At 66.6% G+C, this 17840-nt stretch carries 18 protein-coding genes; 16 read left to right on the forward strand and 2 right to left on the reverse strand.

Annotated features, from left to right (window positions below):
* Positions 1-129: 129 nt before the first annotated feature.
* Positions 130-546: a VOC family protein gene (locus ACO1P8_RS13240; RefSeq protein WP_486296348.1), complete on the forward strand. Its 417-nt coding sequence runs from the start codon at positions 130-132 to the stop codon at positions 544-546.
* A gap of 145 nt (positions 547-691) precedes the next feature.
* Here the strand turns inward: ACO1P8_RS13240 and ACO1P8_RS13245 are convergent, their stop codons facing one another.
* Complete coding sequence (locus ACO1P8_RS13245) at positions 692-2221, reverse strand: methyl-accepting chemotaxis protein (protein WP_486296349.1); 1530 nt, start codon at positions 2219-2221, stop codon at positions 692-694.
* Positions 2222-2544: 323 nt separating this feature from the next.
* Between ACO1P8_RS13245 and ACO1P8_RS13250 the strand changes: the two genes are divergently transcribed.
* The 7 genes from ACO1P8_RS13250 to ACO1P8_RS13280 all read left to right on the forward strand — a co-directional run bounded on the left by ACO1P8_RS13250 (position 2545) and on the right by ACO1P8_RS13280 (position 9715).
* The gene (locus ACO1P8_RS13250; RefSeq protein ID WP_486296350.1) at positions 2545-3243 is read left to right on the forward strand and encodes a GntR family transcriptional regulator; all 699 of its coding nucleotides are present in this window, start codon (positions 2545-2547) and stop codon (positions 3241-3243) included.
* A gap of 86 nt (positions 3244-3329) precedes the next feature.
* Complete coding sequence (locus ACO1P8_RS13255) at positions 3330-4304, forward strand: Bug family tripartite tricarboxylate transporter substrate binding protein (RefSeq protein ID WP_486296351.1); 975 nt, start codon at positions 3330-3332, stop codon at positions 4302-4304.
* A gap of 59 nt (positions 4305-4363) precedes the next feature.
* Positions 4364-5740 (forward strand): MmgE/PrpD family protein, encoded by a 1377-nt coding sequence (locus tag ACO1P8_RS13260; RefSeq protein WP_486296352.1) that lies wholly within the window; start codon positions 4364-4366, stop codon positions 5738-5740.
* Positions 5737-6738: a D-2-hydroxyacid dehydrogenase family protein gene (locus tag ACO1P8_RS13265; RefSeq protein WP_486296353.1), complete on the forward strand. Its 1002-nt coding sequence runs from the start codon at positions 5737-5739 to the stop codon at positions 6736-6738. Before ACO1P8_RS13260 ends, ACO1P8_RS13265 begins: the two co-directional genes overlap by 4 nt.
* 40 nt (positions 6739-6778) lie before the next feature.
* The gene (locus ACO1P8_RS13270; protein WP_486296354.1) at positions 6779-7696 is read left to right on the forward strand and encodes a LysR family transcriptional regulator; all 918 of its coding nucleotides are present in this window, start codon (positions 6779-6781) and stop codon (positions 7694-7696) included.
* A gap of 118 nt (positions 7697-7814) precedes the next feature.
* Positions 7815-8801, forward strand: a complete 987-nt coding sequence (locus ACO1P8_RS13275; protein ID WP_486296355.1) for a Bug family tripartite tricarboxylate transporter substrate binding protein — start codon at positions 7815-7817, stop codon at positions 8799-8801.
* 101 nt (positions 8802-8902) lie between these two features.
* A complete protein-coding gene (locus tag ACO1P8_RS13280; RefSeq protein ID WP_486296356.1) occupies positions 8903-9715 on the forward strand; it encodes an amidohydrolase family protein in 813 nt (270 codons plus the stop codon).
* A 12-nt stretch (positions 9716-9727) separates the two neighbouring features.
* Here the strand turns inward: ACO1P8_RS13280 and ACO1P8_RS13285 are convergent, their stop codons facing one another.
* Positions 9728-11233 carry an FAD-dependent monooxygenase gene (locus ACO1P8_RS13285; RefSeq protein WP_486296357.1) on the reverse strand — a complete coding sequence of 502 codons (1506 nt, stop codon included), beginning with the start codon at positions 11231-11233 and terminating at the stop codon, positions 9728-9730.
* A gap of 291 nt (positions 11234-11524) precedes the next feature.
* On the opposite strand from ACO1P8_RS13285, the gene ACO1P8_RS13290 reads away from it, so the two are divergent.
* From ACO1P8_RS13290 to ACO1P8_RS13325, 8 genes are all read left to right on the forward strand, one after another.
* A complete protein-coding gene (locus ACO1P8_RS13290; RefSeq protein ID WP_486296358.1) occupies positions 11525-12037 on the forward strand; it encodes a DUF1993 domain-containing protein in 513 nt (170 codons plus the stop codon).
* A gap of 187 nt (positions 12038-12224) precedes the next feature.
* Positions 12225-12902 carry an HAD family hydrolase gene (locus ACO1P8_RS13295; RefSeq protein ID WP_486296359.1) on the forward strand — a complete coding sequence of 226 codons (678 nt, stop codon included), beginning with the start codon at positions 12225-12227 and terminating at the stop codon, positions 12900-12902.
* Positions 12903-12919: 17 nt separating this feature from the next.
* Positions 12920-13840, forward strand: coding sequence for a 2-deoxy-5-keto-D-gluconate 6-phosphate aldolase domain-containing protein (locus ACO1P8_RS13300; protein ID WP_486296360.1), 921 nt, complete (start codon positions 12920-12922; stop codon positions 13838-13840).
* Positions 13841-13842: 2 nt separating this feature from the next.
* Positions 13843-14037 carry a hypothetical protein gene (locus ACO1P8_RS13305; RefSeq protein WP_486296361.1) on the forward strand — a complete coding sequence of 65 codons (195 nt, stop codon included), beginning with the start codon at positions 13843-13845 and terminating at the stop codon, positions 14035-14037.
* 82 nt (positions 14038-14119) lie between these two features.
* Positions 14120-14719 carry a YbhB/YbcL family Raf kinase inhibitor-like protein gene (locus tag ACO1P8_RS13310; RefSeq protein WP_486296362.1) on the forward strand — a complete coding sequence of 200 codons (600 nt, stop codon included), beginning with the start codon at positions 14120-14122 and terminating at the stop codon, positions 14717-14719.
* A gap of 111 nt (positions 14720-14830) precedes the next feature.
* Complete coding sequence (locus ACO1P8_RS13315) at positions 14831-15439, forward strand: trimeric intracellular cation channel family protein (RefSeq protein ID WP_486296363.1); 609 nt, start codon at positions 14831-14833, stop codon at positions 15437-15439.
* Positions 15440-15533: 94 nt separating this feature from the next.
* On the forward strand, positions 15534-16601 hold the full coding sequence (locus ACO1P8_RS13320; protein ID WP_486296364.1) for an FUSC family protein: 1068 nt from the start codon (positions 15534-15536) through the stop codon (positions 16599-16601).
* Between the two features lie 244 nt (positions 16602-16845).
* On the forward strand, positions 16846-17840 hold a 995-nt coding region (locus tag ACO1P8_RS13325; RefSeq protein WP_486296365.1), incomplete at its 3' end, for an aminotransferase family protein.

Raw genomic sequence — 17840 nt, forward strand, 5'->3', positions numbered from 1 at the left:
CACGATATTCCAGTGACGGCCAACGCTGCTGACAATTTCTGACAGTAGGGCTGGATAGCCTACCGCATCGCGTCCGAATGCCCGGATGCCGCGCGCGGTCGTCCGGCCGATGAAAAAGAGGAAAGCACCATGCAACACCCCAACTACGTTTTGCTTTTCGTCGAAAACCCCGTCGCCAGCGCGGCGTTTTATTCATCGCTGTTCGGCTGCAAGCCCGTGGAAGCGTCGCCGACCTTCGCACTGTTCGACCTGTCCTCCGGCATCCGCCTGGGGCTGTGGTCGCGGCGCGATGCGGAACCCATGGTCATCACGCGCGGTGGCGGATGCGAGCTGGGCATTCCCGTCGGCGATGACGACACCCTGCACGCGCTGTACGCCGACTGGAAGGCCCGCGGCCTGGCGGTCGTGCAGCCGCCCACGGATATGGATTTCGGGCGTACCTTCGTGGTGCTGGATCCGGACGGCCATCGGTTGCGCGTCTTCCGGCCTGGCGACTCGAACGCCCACCGGCAGGGGCGGCACGAGCACGAAGCCATCGCGGCGTGACGGCGGTCAGTGTCGGCTTACATCTCGGTCCGGCCCGGTACGGCTGCGATCCGGGTGCCGGGCCGGGGCCGGGCAAGGTCGCGCGATCCGGGTATCGGGCCGGCCCACGCCGGGTTGTGCGGTTCGGGTATCGGCCCGGCCCGGGTCAGGCCGTCAGCAATGGCGCGTTGGCGGCCACGCCAGGGTTCTCCGGGTAATCGTCCCCGTCGTACACGTCCCCCGCGCGCGCCGGCTCGCGGATCAGGGCCGCTTCCGCGCCGTCGTACAGGCGGAAGGCGCCGATGGCATCCATCAGTTGGGCGGACTGGGCTTCCAGGGTCTTGGATGCACCCGCGGCGGCGGTAACCAGGGCGCCGTTCTGCCGGGTCAGTTCATCGATCTCGGCCACGGCGGCGTTCACTTCATCGATGCCGGCGCGCTGCGTCTGGCTGGCATGGCCGATCTCGGCGACGATGGTTGCCACGCGTTCGACGCTGTCGACGATCTCGCCCATGACCGCCGCGGCATCGTCGGCCTTGCGCGCGCCGTTGTCCGTTTTGTCCAGCGACGCGGTGATCAGGCCGCGGATATCCTTGGCCGCGGTGGCGCTGCGCTGGGCCAGCGCCCGCACTTCGGAGGCCACGACGGCGAAGCCGCGGCCGCTTTCGCCGGCGCGCGCGGCTTCCACCGCCGCATTCAGCGCCAGGATGTTGGTCTGGAAGGCGATGCTGTCGATCAGGCCGGTGATCTCGGAGATTTTCTGCGCTTCCTGGCGGATTTCGCCCATCACGTTGGCCACTTCCGTGACCGCCTGACTGCCCGATCCGGCCACGGAGCGCGCGGTCACCGCCAGCTGCGCGGCGGTATCCGCGTTCGCGGCGTTATTGTGGACATTGTCGGCCAGCATCTGCATGGAGGCCACGGTCCGCTGCAGGGATTCCGTCTGGATGCGGGTGCGTTCTTCCAGCTGTCCGTTGCCGTCCATGAGTTGCCGCGAAGCGCCCGACATGGCCAGCGCACCGACACGCACATGGCTCATGGTGAGGTGCACGGCGTCCATGGTGGACTTGAAGGCGCTGGCCAGTTCGCTGTTCATGTCCAGCCTGCCGAAGCGCAGGTCGAACACGCCGTCCTCGCGGCCGAGATGGGCGCTCAGGCGTGCCAGTTCCTCGGCGGTGACGGCGTCCTTTTCCATGCGCCAGGCGAGCCAGCCCAGCGCGATGGCCTGCACCACGACGTAGGAAACGTGCAGCGCTACGATGCCCAGCCCGGGGCTGGTGAAGCAGGAGACCCCATAGCCCCACTGCTGGAGGAAGTTGAAGGACACGTGATGGATCGCGATCACCACGGCGGCACAGGCGATGGGCCGCCAGTCCCGATACGCCAGCAACAGCGACAGCAGGACGAACACGCCAAAATGCATGTCGGTCATGCCCGACATCAGATGGATATGCAGCGCGGCGAAGACCATCAGCGCCGTCGCAACGGTCAGGCGGGTCAACAGCCGTGCCGGCCACCATACGATCAGCAGGGAAGGCAGTATCACCGCCGGCAGGCCGACGGCCAGCGCCGATGTCCAGCGGCCGTATTGCGGGGCCAGGCCCAGCGCGACGGCGAACAGAACCCATAGCAGGGGCAGCATCGCGCGGTCGACGCGGCGATAGGAGGCTTCGAGGAGAAAAGCGATGTCTCGCATTGGCATGTCCTGAATCGGGCACAAATCCCGAATTGAAGCGAATTTAAATCAGTTTGTGAATACTTGTCGCAGAAAATTTCGAATTTTGCGGCAAATCGGGGCATCGTGCGGCGAAAACCGCAGGAGGGCGAGGCACAAGGACGTCAAAGCCCCGGTCGGCGTGCGCGATCAAGGCAGGGCGCGCGGGACGGGTAAAGGAGGGGGGCGGGACGAGGGGGGAAAGGAGGCAGGGCGGCGAAAGCAGGTGGCCGCGGAGGATGGCATACGCTACGGTATCTCGTATAATCGTATACAATTAGACAAACGGCAATTCTCGGACCGATATGGATTGGCTCTCGGCGCCCGTCGCGCAAGACACATTCGCGGAAATCAAGAACACCTCGCTCGGCAAGCTGGTGCGCGACCGGCTTCTCGGCCAGATCCTGGCCGGCGAATTCGAACCGGGCCAAGCCCTGCGGGAATCCGAGCTGGTCGAACGGCTGAACGTATCCCGCGTGCCGGTGCGCGAGGCGCTGCGCGAGCTGGAAAGCCTGGGGCTGGTGGTGTCGCGCAAGCATTCCGGCGTGTACGTGCGCGAACTCTCCGACGACGAGGTACGCGATCTTTATCAATTCCGTTCGGTCCTGGACAGCCATGCGGGCCGCATGGCGTCGCAATTGCCGGCCGAGCGCCGCCAGGCGCTGGTAGACGCGCTGGAGCCTTGCGTTCGGGCCATGGACGAGGCCATCCGGGATGCGAATCCGCAGGCGTACTACCGCGAGAACCTGCGCTTTCACGGATTATTCATCGAGTACGCCGGCAACCGGGAGATCGCCAGGACTTACCGGGAGGTCATCCAGAAGCTGCACCTGGCGCGCCTGAAGAACCTGTCGTCCGAGCCGCACCGGGAACAATCCAACATCGAGCACAAGCAGATCGTGCAAGCCTTGCGCGATTCGATCACGACGGCGCACGCCGACCATTGCGCCCAACTGCTCGCCGATCACGTTATCAACGCCCACGATCGCCTATCCGCCATATGACCCGCGCCGCCGCGCGGGACGGCGCGGCGCGATACCGATCTTCGTCCCATTCCGTAAAAAAACCAGCTACAAAAAGGAGACTTACCGTGAATCGTCGTTCTTTCCTGCTCGGCGCCGGCGCTACCGCCCTTAGCCTGCCCTACGCCTCTTTCGGCGCATCGAAGTACCCCGACCACCCGATCACCTATATCGTGCCGGTGGCCCCCGGCGGCGGCAGCGATTACGTGGGCCGTGCCACGACCAGCGCCTGGGGCAAGGAACTGGACGCGACCTTCGTGGTGGAAAACCAGAGCGGCGGGGGCGGCGTGATCGCCTGCCAGAAGACCATGCGTTCGAAGCCCGATGGCTACACGCTGATGCAGGGCTATGTCGCGACCCTGGGCACCAGTCCGGCCACGCGCAAGGTGCCCTATGACCCGATCAAGGATTTCACCGCCGTCGGCATGATAGGCGGCACGCCCAACGTGCTGGTCGTGAACGCCAAGCTGCCGATCCACAACCTGAAGGAGTTCATCGCCTACGCCAAGGCGCACAACAATATGAACTACGGGTCGGCCGGCGCCGGTTCGCTGACGCATTTGCTGATGGAGCTGCTGCAGCAGCAGGCCGGCACGAAGATGGTGCATATCGCCTACAAGGGCATCGCGCCCGCCTTTACCGACCTGCTCGGCCAGCAGACCCAGGCGATGTTCCCGGGCCTGGCCGCCGCGGTTCCGCACCTGCGCTCCGGCGCCGTGCGCGCCATCGCGCTGACCGGCGAACAGCGCAACTCCGTCTTTCCGGATGTCCCGACGTTCAAGGAATTGGGCCTGACGGGCTTTGACGACGTGCTCCAGTGGTACGGGGTGTCCGGCCCGGCCGGTATGGATTCCGGTATCGTGCAAACCCTGAATACCGCGCTGAACAAGGTCCTGAAGGATCCCGCGCTGACGAAGCAGCTGGACACCGAGGCCATCATCCCCATGCCGATGTCGCCGGCGCAGTTCGCCGCCTATGTCAGCAAGGATTTCGACCGGTGGTCCAAGCTGGCCAAGGCGCAGCACATCCGCCTGGATGCATGACCGCTTGAGGGCGGCGCTGCCGCCGACGGCTTTTCAACACCTCCAACCTAGAGAAACGCATGGCCCTGAACACCAAGATCGATGCCGATCACAATGCGCCGCCCGTGACCCGCACATTGGCGGAATTCGTCGTCAACCATCCTTCGCGCGGCTGGAGCGACGAGGTGGACCACGAGGCCCATCGTACTTTCATGAACTGGCTGGGCTGCGCCGTCGGCGCCGCGCACCATGAGGCGGCGCTCGCCGCCCTGCATGCGGTGCAGGTGCTCAAGCCCTCGGAGCAGGCCACCATCCTGGGCCGGCGCGAGCGCGTGGACATCGCCAGCGCCGCGTTGATCAACGGCATTACGTCGCATACCTTCGATTTCGACGATACGCACCTGAAGACGATCATCCACCCCGCCGGCCCGGTGTGCTCGGCGGTGCTGGCGCTGGCGGAACTGACGGGCGCGAGCGGCCGCCAGATCATCGACGCCGTCGTCATCGGCATCGATGTGGCCTGCCGCATCGGCAACATGGTCTATCCGCAGCACTACGATCGCGGCTGGCATATCACCGGCACGACCGGCGGCTTCGGCGCGGCGGCGGCGTGCGCGCGCCTGCTCGGCCTGAGCGTGGACCAGACGCAGATGGCGTTGGGCATCGCGGCCTCGCAGCCCGTCGGCCTGCGCGAGCAGTTCGGCACCATGACCAAGCCTTTCCACCCGGGCGGCGCCGCCCGTGCCGGCCTGATGTCGGCGCTGATGGCGCGCGAGGGTTTTACGTCCAGCAAGCGCGCCATCGAGGCCCCGCGCGGTTTCGCGCAGGTCGCGTCGACCAAGTTCGACTGGAACGAGATCACCGACGAACTCGGCAAACGCTTCGAGATCTCGTTCAATACGTACAAGCCTTTCGCCTGCGGCATCGTCATTCATCCCAGCATCGATGCCTGCGTGCAACTGCGCGCCAAGGGCGTCACGCCGGAAAACCTGGAGCGCATCGACCTGCGCGTGCACTCGCTGGTACTGGAACTGACCGGCAAGAAGGAACCCGCCGACGGCCTGCAGGGCAAGTTCAGCGTGTATCACGGCTGCGCGGCCGGCCTGATCTTCGGCCGGGCTTCGGAAGACGAGTACGCCGACGACATCGTCAATCGTCCCGACGTGGTGGACGTGCGCCGCAAGGTCGTCGCGACCGTGGATGACGCCATCGACGAGGCCAGCGTGGACGCGGTCGCGACGCTGAAGGACGGCAGCAAGGTCCATATCTTCGTGGAACACGCCATCGGTTCGCTGCAGCGCCCCATGAGCGATGCCGACCTGGAAGCCAAGTTCAGCGGCATGTCCGACCAGATCCTCGGCGCCGACCAGACGCGCGACCTGATCAAGGCCTGCTGGGACCTGGGCAACGCCCCCGACGTCCGCCAGGTCGCCGAGCTGGGACGGGCGAAGGGATGAGCGCGCCCGCACGGCCGCCCGCACGGCCGAAGATCGTCGTCCTGGACGACTGGGAAAACGCCCTGCGCGAACGCGTCGACTGGAAGGCGATAGGCGCAAGGGCGGATGTCGTGCTGCACAACACGATGCTGCGCGGCGATGCCCTGCTGGATGCCTTGCGCGGCGCGCAGTGCGTGGTGCTGATCCGCGATCGCACGCCGATGCCGGCCGAACTGATGCAGCGGCTGCCCGACCTGCGGCATATCCTGTACACCGGCACGCGCAATACCAAGCTGGACCTGAAGGCGGCGCTTGAACGGGGCATTCTGGTCAGTCACACGGAGTGGGGGCCTTCCAAGGCCAGCACCTGCGAGATGACGTGGTCGCTGATCCTGGCCGCCGCGCGGGGTATCGCCGACCTGAGGCTGACGCCGGCACGCACGACGTGGCGCGATCCCGCGCGCGTGGCCTTCCTGCCGCCGGTGCTGCATGGCCAGCGGCTGGGCCTGGTCGGGCTGGGCCAGATCGGCCAGCGGGTGGCGGCCGTGGGCCGGGCCCTGGGCATGGAAGTCGTCACGTGGAGCCCGAACATGACGGCCGCCCGCGCGGCCGAACATGGGGCGGTGTCGGTCAGCCTGGAGGACCTGCTCGGTACCTCGCAGGTCGTCAGCCTGCACCTGGTACCTTCCCCTGCCACGCGGCAGCTGCTGAACCGCGAGCGTTTGGCCCTGATGCGGAAGGACAGCATCCTGGTCAATACCTCGCGCGCCGACCTGGTGGACACCGATGCGCTGGTGGAGGCGCTGCGCGCCGGCCGCCCGGGGTTCGGGGCGTTCGACGTGTTCGACGCCGAGCCGCTGCCCGGCGGGCATCCGCTGCTGGGATTGGAGAATGTGCTGCTGACTCCGCATTACGGCTTCGTCGCCGAGCCTGTATTCCAGGAGTTCGCGCGCGGCGTGCGGTGCAATCTGGATGCCTGGCTGGCCGGCGAGCCGGTGCCCAACACCCTGAAGGAATAGGTCGCGGGCAGCACGGCGGTATTGCGCTTTAATAGGACGCATGCAAATCGACTTTCTCGGCATGCAGGCGTTCCTGGCCATCGTGGAGCAGGGCGGCTTCCAGCAGGCGGCCGCCCATCTGTGCCTGTCCCAGACTGCCGTCAGCCATCGTATCCGCAAGCTGGAGTCCAGCCTGGGCGTCAGCCTGCTGGCCCGCACGACCCGCGACGTCACCTTGACGGACGCGGGTCGCGCGCTCTTGCCGCGCGTGCGTGCCGCCATGCGCGAATTCGAGCTTTCCTACGATGCCCTGCGGCAGCACAGCCGTACGGCGCCCCAGTGGCTGGCCTTCGGATGCCTGCCCACGCTGGCCGCGCATCGCATCGCGCCGGCGCTGGCGCGCTTTCGCGATCTGCATCCGGCGATTGCCGTGCGCGTGTTCGACAACTCCATTCAGGAGATCGCCGAACTGACCCACACCGAAACCACGGTATTCGGCATTTCGGTGGTCGCGGCGAATCCGCATAACCTGGCCGTCGAACCCTTCGCGGATGAGCCTTTCGTCCTTGTCTGTCCGCCCGAACACCGGCTGGCGGGCCGGCGCGCGGTGCACTGGGATGACCTGAAGGGCGAGACCCTGATCCGCATCAGCCTGCCCGCGGGCAACAGCACCGCCATCGACGACGCGCTGGGCGAGCGGAGGCTGACGCTGCGCTGGGCCTACGAAACGCAGCATACGGCGGTCGCGCTGGATTTCGTGCGCGCGGGCCTGGGGCTGACCGCGGTGCCGGCGCTTTCGGTGGCGCAGGCCGGCGGCCTGGCGACACGCCCCTTGCTGCAGCCCAGCATCGCGCGCCGCCTGGCGGTGCTGACGCGCCGCGGTGCGGTGCTTTCCGAGCCGGCCCGGACGCTGCGCGACCTGCTGGTGGATGCGCTGCGCGCGGGATTGCCGCGCGCGGAAGATGAACGCGGCGAATAAATCCCGCCAAACAATTCATTTGTGCGGGCCCTCCCGCCTGCCTAGACTCCCGGTCAACACGATGTCCGAACGGTGCGGCGCACCGCGGACGCCGCTTATAACAACCAGGGAGACTTTCATGATCCGATCGATCGCGCGATCGTTGTCGCGGACGGGTCGCGGCGCCGTTTACGGCATGGCGCTGCTGGCTGGCGTGCTGGCCGCCGCGCCGGCCCTGGCCCGGTATCCCGAGCAACCGATACGCTTCATCATCCCTTTCGGCCCGGGCGGGCTGGCGGACATTTCCATGCGCCTGGTGGCGCAGAAGATGGGCGAGCGCTACGGCGAAAAAATCATCGTCGAGAACCGCCCCGGCGCCGGCGGCATCGTGGCCGGCACCGCGACGCTGAACGCCGCGCATGACGGCTATACCTTCATCGCGTTTTCGAACGGCACGGCGATCAGCAAGTCGCTGTTCAAGCTGCCCTACGACCCCGTGAAGGATTTCGCGCCGGTGTCGACGGTCGCCTACTTCGACCTGATCCTGCTGACCAAGGCCGACGGCCCGCTGCATACGCTGGCCGATGTGCTGGCGCAAGCGAAGAAGCGGCCCATCGTCCTGGGGACCATCAATCCCGGCAGCACGCAGAACCTGTCGGCGGAGTTGTTCAAATCCACGTCCGGCCTGAACGCCTCCGTCATTCCGTTCAAGACCACCGCCGACGTCGTCGCGGCCCTGATACGCGGCGACGTCGATGTCGCCTTCGAGTCCTACGCGGCGGTCAAGGGTATCGTCGACGCCGGCAAACTCACGCCCATCGCCACCACCGGCACGCAACGCTCCGCCTGGCTGCCCAAGGTGCCCACCGTCCGCGAAAGCGGCCTGGACTACGACGTGACCGGCTGGAACGCCATCTTCGCCGCCAAAGGCGTGCCGGACGAGGCCGTGAAGGTGATGAACGCCCAGCTGAACGAAATATTGCGCATGCCCGACGTCAAGCAGCGCTTCCTGGACCTGGGTACCGAGGCCAAGGGCAGTACGCCGGAAGAGATCGGCGCGACGCTGCGAGCCGACATCGACAAGTGGGGCAAGGTGATCCAGCAGGCGGGCATCCAGCGCCAATGAGCGCAAACCCGGCCGGCTGACATAGCAATGGCGCGGTTGCCGGACTTTCCGTCGCGAGACGGGGAACATGGCAGCGCTCGCGCCGCCAACAGGAGTTCTACGTGAGCAATACGGCGTATCCCGAAGAAGGCCTTCTGGTCGACACCCATGTGCATGTCTTCAAGCAGGACATGCCGCTGATCCCGAATCCGCGCCACACTCCCGAATACAGCTTCACCGTGGAGCAATTGATCGGGGTGATGGACCAGTATGGCGTGCGCTACGCGGTCATCGCGGCGGCCAGTCCCTGGGGCGACTACAACGACTATGTGATCGATTCGGTGCGCGGCAATCCGCGCCTGCGCGGGACCATCATCGCCGAACCGTCCATCGAGCGCGTCGTGCTGGACCAGATGGACCGCGACGGCATCGTCGGCGTCCGGCTGCCCTTTATCAGCATGCCGCAGCTGCCGGACCTGGATAGCTGGGATTACCGAAAATTCCTGCGCCGGCTGGTGGACCTGGACTGGCATGTGCACGTACACATCGACGGACCGCGCCTGCCGCTGGTGCTGCCCTATCTGGAGCGTTCCGGCGTCAAGATCGTCATCGACCATATCGGTCGGCCGGATCCCGTCAAGGGCGTCGACAGCGACGGTTTCCGCGCGATGGTCGCCTCAGTGGAAAAGGGCCGGACCTGGGTCAAGCTGTCCGGCGCCTATCGCCTGGGGGATTATGCGCTGGGCTGCGCGCAGGAGCTTTGCCGCCGCGTGGGCTACGACAAGATGTTGTGGGCCAGCGACTGCCCCTTCGTGGGCGGCGAAAAGGACACCGATTACCGGCGCGCGATAGATTGGCTCAAGCAGGCCATCCCGGACGAGCACGCGCGGCGCCGCGTGTACGGGCCGAACGCGCTGGAGCTGTATTTTTCCTGAGCGCGGCGCCGCTCAGCCGGCTTCCAGCCGTTCCAGCACGGCGATGATCGTGGCGTCGTCGCCGGCGCGCACGCTCAGCGCCACATAGCCGTCGGGGCGGACCAGGTAGACGTGGCCCGCCTGGTAGACGGTATCGGCGGCGGCCACCGCCGCCACGGCGATGGACCGCGTGCCTTGCGGCAGGTCCACGGCGGGCGCGTCCACCGACAGCACGGCGAAGCGGCCCGTGGCCAGTAGCGCGTACAGGTTGCGGGCGTCGCCGGCGGTGCTGCGCAGGCCGAGGTCCGGCGCGCGGTCTCCCGGCGCGGGGTGTTCGGCCGCGCCGCGCGGCGATTGCGTCAGAGAGCCGCCTTCCCGATAGTGCAGGTCCAGTTCGGTCAACTGGTCCACGATGCGCTGGCGCAGCGCCGGGATGCGCGACAGCGTGCCGGCCGCCAGGTTGCGCAGTTCGCGCAGGATGGGATTGCGCAGCAATGCGATACGGGTCATGTTGCCCGCATTGCGCAGGACCTGGTCGCCGATGGCGCTGCGCTCGGGCGAGTAGCTGTCCAGCAATGTCCCGGCGGCATGACCGTGCCACACCATGGCCAGCTTCCAGGCGAGATTGAAGGCGTCCTGCATGCCGGTGTTCATGCCCTGGCCGCCCGCCGGGCTATGCACGTGCGCGGCGTCGCCGGACAGGAACACCCGGCCGCGCCGGTAATCCCGCACCTTGCGCTCGTTGATGCGGAAGCCGCTCAGCCAGAACGGGTCGTAGGCGCGCAGGCCCTGCGGACCGCGCGCATCCAATAACGCCTGCAGGCCTTCCAGCGTGGGCGCCGCTGGCGCCGCCACAGAGGACGCGCCGACATCGGCAATGACGCGAAAGCGGGTCTCGCCCATGGGGAAGATGGCCAGCACGCCGTCCTGCTGCCAGCATATCGTCAGCTCCTCGCGCGACAGCTCGCCTTCGATGTGCACATCGCCCAGCACCCAGTCGGACGGCATGGTGCTGCCGTCGAACTGCACGCCCAGCGCATGGCGTACCGTGCTGTGCGCGCCATCGCAGCCGCACAGGTAGGCGGCGTCCATGGTCTCCTCGCGGCCGTCGGGATGCCGCAGCACGGCGCCGACGCTATCGCCGTTGTCCTGGAAGGAAAGCAGTTCGACCCGGCGCTCGACCTGCGTTCCAAGGGCCGCCAGTTGCTCTTCCAGTACACGTTCGGTTTCGCTCTGCGGGATCATGAGGGCGTAATCGTAGGTGCTGCGGGCGATGTCGAAGCGCACGTGCACCAGCGGATTGCCCTCCGCGAAAATGCGCGCCCCCCGGCCGCGGATGCCGGCCGCGATGAAAGCCGGCGCGCAACCCTGGATTTCCAGAAGTTCGAGCGTACGCGGCCAGATGACCAGGGCCTTGGATTTGTCGCTGCGGGCGAAGGATTTGTCGATGACCCGCAGGTTCACGCCGCGGCGCTTCAGCGCCATCGCCATGGTCAACCCGACCGGGCCCGCGCCCACAACCAATACGGGGTGGTTCATAAGTTACGCTCCGATGCGTCCAGACCGGGCCTGTCCGCGCCCTATTGCCCGCCCGCGACCCGCCAGCGGGTTCCCGGCCGTCACCGGCCGCAGGCATTATGCCGGTGGCGCGAGCGATCGGGAAAGCACTTCTGGCCGGGCATGCAACGATGTCGCCGGTTCATTCACCCGCTCGCCAGCAGGGTTGTGCGCCGTTCCGTCATCGCCGGGACGCTACTATCCGCCCGTGCATGGCGCGGCCGGGCTCGTTGCCCGGCCAGCCTTTTCCCTTAGAACCGGAGCAGATCCATCATGCCTTTGTCGATGTACCAGGCTTCCATCCCTGTTTTCGTCCGAGCCCTGAACGTGCTGACCGCCTTGCTGGACAAGGCGGAAGCGCATGCCGCCCAGAATGGGCTGGACCTGTCCACGCTGGTCAATGCCCGCCTGGCGCCGGACATGTATCCCTTGTCAGGCCAGATTCAGCGTGCCAGCGACGCCTCCAAGTTCGCCGTCAAACGCCTGACCGGCCTGGATGCGCCCAGCTTCGAGGACGTCGAAACCACCTTTCCCGAGCTGCGCAAGCGCATTGCCGATACCGTGGCCTGGCTGCAAAGCGTTCCGGCGTCCGCGCTGGACGGCAGCGAAAGCAAAAGCGTCCAGCTGACCTTCGGCGACTTCAAGCCGACGTTCCAGGGCGACGCCTACCTGTTGTCCTTCGCGTTGCCCAACTTCTATTTCCATGTCACCACGGCCTACGGCATCCTGCGCCATAGCGGGGTTCCGGTCGGCAAGCTGGATTTCCTCGGCCCGTATCCGGGCTGATTCCGGGCCGCGTACCGGCCTCATGGCAGGCTGATTTCCGGCTGAGTGCTACAGCGGCGTTACCGTCGGGCGATTGCCGTGCCATGCCGCGCGGGCTTACCATGGTTGTTCGCTACCGAGCACACCTGAAGTACCGCGCGGCGCGCCCGGCGCCCCTGTGCGACGCAATCTGCGGAGGCCTGACGGCATGCGCGACGAACCGCTATTCCTGTTCGATGTCGACAACACGCTGTTCGACAACGATCGCATGAACCGCGACCTGGACGAGCGCCTGCGCGAAGTCCTGGGCGAGGACGCCGTCAGGCGCTACCGGCAGGTCTACGAAAAACGCCGCAACGAATCCGGCTACGCGGACTACCTCGGCAGTCTGCAGGCCCTGCGCCAGCCCGGCGCGAACGATGCGCAACTGGTCCAGGTGTCCTCCTTCCTGATGGAGTACCCGTTCGCGCGCGCCGTATTCCCCGGCGCGCTGGACGCATTGGCCGGCGCGGGCAAGGCCGTCATTCTTTCGGATGGCGATGTGGTGTTCCAGCCGCACAAGATCCGTGCCGCCGGCCTGTGGGATGCCGTCGACGGACGGGTCCTGATCCACGTCCACAAGGAGCGGATGCTGGCGCAGGTCGCGCAAGCGCATCCGGCGCCGCATTACGTGATGGTCGACGACAAGCTGCGCCTGTTGGCGGCCATCAAGCGCGCCTGGGGCGAGCGGGTCACCACCGTCTTTGTGCGCCAGGGGCACTATGCCCTGAACGACGAAGAGAACGCCAGCTATCCCCCCGCCGACGTTACGCTGGACCGCATCGGCCAGTTGGCCGATGCCGATCTTCCGGTGCGGGCAGCGCTGCCGCGTGCCCGCAACGATTGATTTCCCAGGAGGCCGCCATGCAACCCGGTTATGACCAAGCCCTGTACCTGCTTCCGTTCGATCATCGCAATTCGTACGTCAAAAGCATGTTCAACTTCAAGCCGCCCTTGAGCTCGGCGCAGAAGGCCAAGGTGGAAGACAGCAAACAACTGATCTACGAAGGCTTCCTGAATGCGGCCGAGCGCGGCCTGGCTAGGGGAAAGGCCGGCATCCTGGTCGACGAGGAATTCGGCGCTTCCATCCTGCGCGATGCCCGCCGGCGCGGCTACGTCACGGCGCTGTCCGTCGAACGCAGCGGATCCGACGAATTCCATTTCGAATACGGCGACGACTACGCGGACCATATCGAAGAGTTCGATCCGACTTTCGCCAAGGTGCTGGTGCGCTACAACCCGCAGGACGACGACGCCATGAACCGGCGCCAGGCGTCCCGGCTGCGCGCGCTGTCCGACTACTGCCACGATGCCGGCCGGCGCCTGATGTTCGAACTGCTCGTGCCCGCCACGGAGGCCCAGATGGCCTCCGTCAACGGCGACAAGGACGTCTATGACCTGCGGCTGCGCCCCACCCTGATGATCGAGGCCATCAGCGCCCTGCAGGGTGCCGGCGTCGAGCCGGACGTCTGGAAAATCGAAGGACTGGACCGCCGCGAGGATTGCGAAGGCGTGGTGCGCCAGGCACGCCGGGGCGGCCGCGACCGCGTCAGCTGCATCGTCCTGGGCCGCGGCGCGGACGACAGCAAGGTCCGCGCCTGGCTGGAAACGGCGGCGCCGGTGCCCGGCTTCATCGGCTTCGCCGTCGGGCGCACCAGCTTCTTCAGCGCCGTCGCCGATTACGAGGCCGGCAAGGCCAGCCGCGAAGAGGCCGCGCAGCGCATCGGCACACAATATGCACAATGGATCGACATTTTCGAGCGTGCGCGCGATGCACGAAGCTGATCATGGAAACGCAACGGATTAGTGTCAGGAAAGTCGCCGCCACCATCGCCGCGGTATGCATGGCGGGGTTGCTGCTGGGCGGCTGCGCTGGCGGCCAATTCAATCATCCGGGCCCGCCGCATCCGGGCGCGGCCAACCCCTGGAGCATGGGCGGGTTCAGCGACCCGGGCCCGGATTATCCGGCGACGGGGCATTGAACGGGAACGGGTTCGACCGGTAGCTTGTCTATCAACGTCTCGACGCCGGGATTCACCCCGGCGCTAACCGAAGGAGCTCCAAATGACCCGATCCCTCCGTTCACGCGCGGCCGGTTTCGCGGCAGGCGCGCTATGCCTGTCGTGGGCGATGTCCGCGTCCGCGGCGCCCCCTTTCGAGTTGGCCGCCAAGGGCTTGATGGACAATGCATCGCTCAGCCGCGCCAACGCAGCGAGCGCCAAGGATGCGACAGGGGCGATGTGCGGGGGCGAAAACATTTCCCCGGAGCTCTATTTCAACCACGCGCCGGCCGGTACCAAAAGCTACGCCGTCACGGTCTACGATCCGGATGGCGCGACAGGCCTGGGCATCGTGCACTGGGTCGTCTACGGCATCCCCGCATCGACCAAAACCCTGGCGCGCGGCGTAGGCGCGAAAGGGCCGGAGGGATCCACGCCGGGGACCAACCGCACCAACGGTCCCGGCTACTACGGGCCCTGCCCGCCGATGGGGGACAAGCCCCACCACTACCTCTTCCAGGCGTATGCACTGGACCTCGAGCCGGGGGCGTTGAAGCCGGGGCTCAAGCGGGACGAACTGATCGAGGAGATGCGCGGGCACGTGCTGGCGTATTCCAGCGTGATGCTGCGCTACGGACGCCCCGCGAAATCGATTCGGAAATGACCGCTCTCCGTGGCCGTTCGCAGACGGGCGGGAGCAACGGACTTGTTGTCGCCGCCCTGGCATGGCTGGCAATATAGCGGTCCCCCGGGCCACCGACACGCTGCTCCCGAAATGCTGCTTTTGGTCCTCGATCTTGCCGGCACCTTCGTCTTCGCCCTGAGCGGAGCGACAGCCGGCGTCAAGCGGCGCCTGGATCTTTTCGGCGTGCTCGTGCTGTCGTTCGTCGCGGGTAATTTCGGCGGCATCACGCGCGACCTGCTGATCGGATCGGTACCTCCCAACGCGATCAGCGACTGGAGGTACCTCGCGGTCTCGTTGCTGGCCGGGGCGATCACCTTCTACTGGTCGGCGGCCATCGAAAAGCTGAGCAGCCCCGTACTGATCTTCGATGCCGCGGGATTGGCCCTGTTTGCCGTCTCCGGCGCGCAGAAAGCGCTCGCCTTCGGACTGAACCCGCTGATGGCGGCCTTGCTGGGAATGCTCACCGGCATCGGTGGCGGCATGGTCCGCGACATCCTGACGGCCGAAATCCCCGCCGTACTCCGCGCCGATATCTACGCCGTCGCGGCCCTGGCGGGCGCAGGCATCGTAGTGGTCGGCCAAATGCTCGACGTCCCCGCCATCGCGGCCACGCTGGCCGGCGCGCTGCTTTGCTTCGGCCTGCGGCTGATGGCCATCCGCCGCGGCTGGCGCCTGCCCGTGGCCGGTACCCGGGAATAGCAGCCCGCGCCGCGCACTGGATGGGGGCGCCGGCGGCAGCCCTCGGAATAGCAAAGCGTGCCTCTACCCGAAGCGATCGAACCGGACACCCGCCATGATGCCAGCGCTGCTCGCCCGACTGCAGGACCTCGACCCCGACGGACACGGTCGCATCAAGGGCCTGCGGTTGGTGGCCGCGTACGGCATCGCGGCGATGCTGGGCGGCGTGCACGCGCTGGCGACCCTGCGGCTGCCGCCCGCTACGCTCGCATTCCTGGCCGGGGCCTATGCCCTCTGGGCGAGCGTCTCGGAAGCCCGCGCGACCCCGGGCGCATCCTGCCGCGACCTTGCGGTCCTGTGCGCGACAGCGGGACTCGGCGCGCTGCTGTATATCGGCGTTGGGCCATCCATGGCGCGCCTGATGCCGGCGGGCGCGGAATTCGCACTGGTGCTCGGCGCTTTTATGGTCGGCTTCCTGAAGCGATTCGGCGTCCTCGGCGCGGGAATGGGATCGCAGGTCTACATCGGCGAAATCCTGGCGTATAGCTTCAACTTCGACCGCACCGACCTAGTGTCGATCGGCGTGGCGGTATCGATAGCGATCCCGTCCGCCATCATCCCCAGATTACTGGCAGGCCGGTTCGAGTACACGGGGACGGTTGGGGCGCTCTCGCCAACGGATATTCCGAACCGCTGGCCCTTGGCCCCCGAAACCATCATGGGAATACAGGCGGCTATCGCGGCGGTGATAGCCATTGCGATCAACCAGGCGTTCGGGCTGGCGGAATCCGTTTGGGCGGTCACGGCCGCAGCCTATGTCGTGGCGAGCACGGCATCCGGCACCGTCGAGCGTGTGCGACGGCGGATCGTGGGCACATTGGTGGGTGTGCCGCTGGGGCTGATATGCCTGCCCCTGGCCACGCATGCGCCGGTGCTGCTATGGAGCGCGGGTGCGTTGGCGATGGTCCTGTACGGTATTGCACTGCCCAAGCGCTATGACATTGCCTGCGGGGCGTTTGCGTTCACCCTCGTCGTTACGCTCGCGGCCAGCGGACAGCATTCCGTCGAGCTCCTGGCGGCGCGCACCTGGCAGACGATATTGGGCGGTGCATTGGGCTTGGCGGCGGCGCTTTGGATACTGCCCTTGCGGGAGCGGCGGGCCGGGCTTTCCCGGGGGCGATGAGCGACTGCCGTCGGGGCTTTGCATGCGTATGCAAATACAGGTTTACCCGCGTATGGTCTTTCGACGACATCGCGTCCGTGTGCGCCGGGAAAACCCCCATAGCACCTCGTGGGCGCTTCGTTAAGAATTCGAATTCACCGGGTTCGACCTGCTGACGCGGTACCCGCCCACTCGACTTCCCTCCCTGAAACTGCGAAGAAATGCCGGCTGACGCCTCGCGCGGCCTTGTCGGAACCGATCCAACATGCCCAATACTGAATACGTATTCAATCCGACCGACATCGACGTGCTCCTGAAGCAGCCGCTGGGTGCGCGCCTGCCCGTGGTGGACCGGGCGCAAGGCGTCTACATCTACGACACCGCGGGTCGCCAGTACCTGGACGGCTCGGGCGGCGCCATGACCGTATCGATAGGCCATGGCGTGCGCGAGGTGCTGGATGCGATGCATGCCCAGGCGGAAAAGGCGTGCTTTACCTATCGCACACACTTCACCAACGCGGCGGCCGAAGCGTTGGCACAGGCGCTGGTCGACCTGGCGCCCTCGGGCATCAGCCACGCGTTTTTCGTCAACAGCGGATCCGAAGCCACCGAACTGGCGCTGCGCACGGCCAGGCAATACTGGCGCGACCGCGGCCGGCCCGGCAAGGCGCACGTCCTGGGACGCGCGATCAGTTATCACGGCATGACCATGGGCGCACTCTCCATGTCCGGGCATAACGCCCGGCGCGCCGACTATGGCGACCTGCTGCACACCTTCGCGGTCGCCCCTCCGCCCTATCCCTACCGCTTTCCGCTGTCGGACCAGGACGCGGAAGGCCACGGCGCCATGGTGTGGGACCGTGTCATCCGCGAGTACGGTGCCGACAAGGTGGCCGCCGTCATTGTGGAGCCGGTCGTGGGCGCCGCCGGCGGCGCCCTGACGCCGGAGGTGGGCTACATGCGCACGCTGCGCGAAATCTGCGACCGCTACGAAGTGCTGCTGATTTCCGATGAGGTGATCACCGGCATGGGACGTACCGGCACGTGGTTCGGTTGCGACCATGATGGCATCGCGCCCGACATGATCGCCACGGGAAAGGGCATGACCTCCGGCTATACGCCGATGGGTGCGGTCCTGTTTCACCAGCGCATCGTCGAAACCTTCGCCGCCACCGGCAAGACCGTGCCTTTCGGCCATACGTTCAGCGCCAACCCGCTGTCCGCCGCGACCTGCCTGGCGGTCGTCGACTACATGCGCAG

The organism is Bordetella sp. (genome assembly GCF_057362025.1).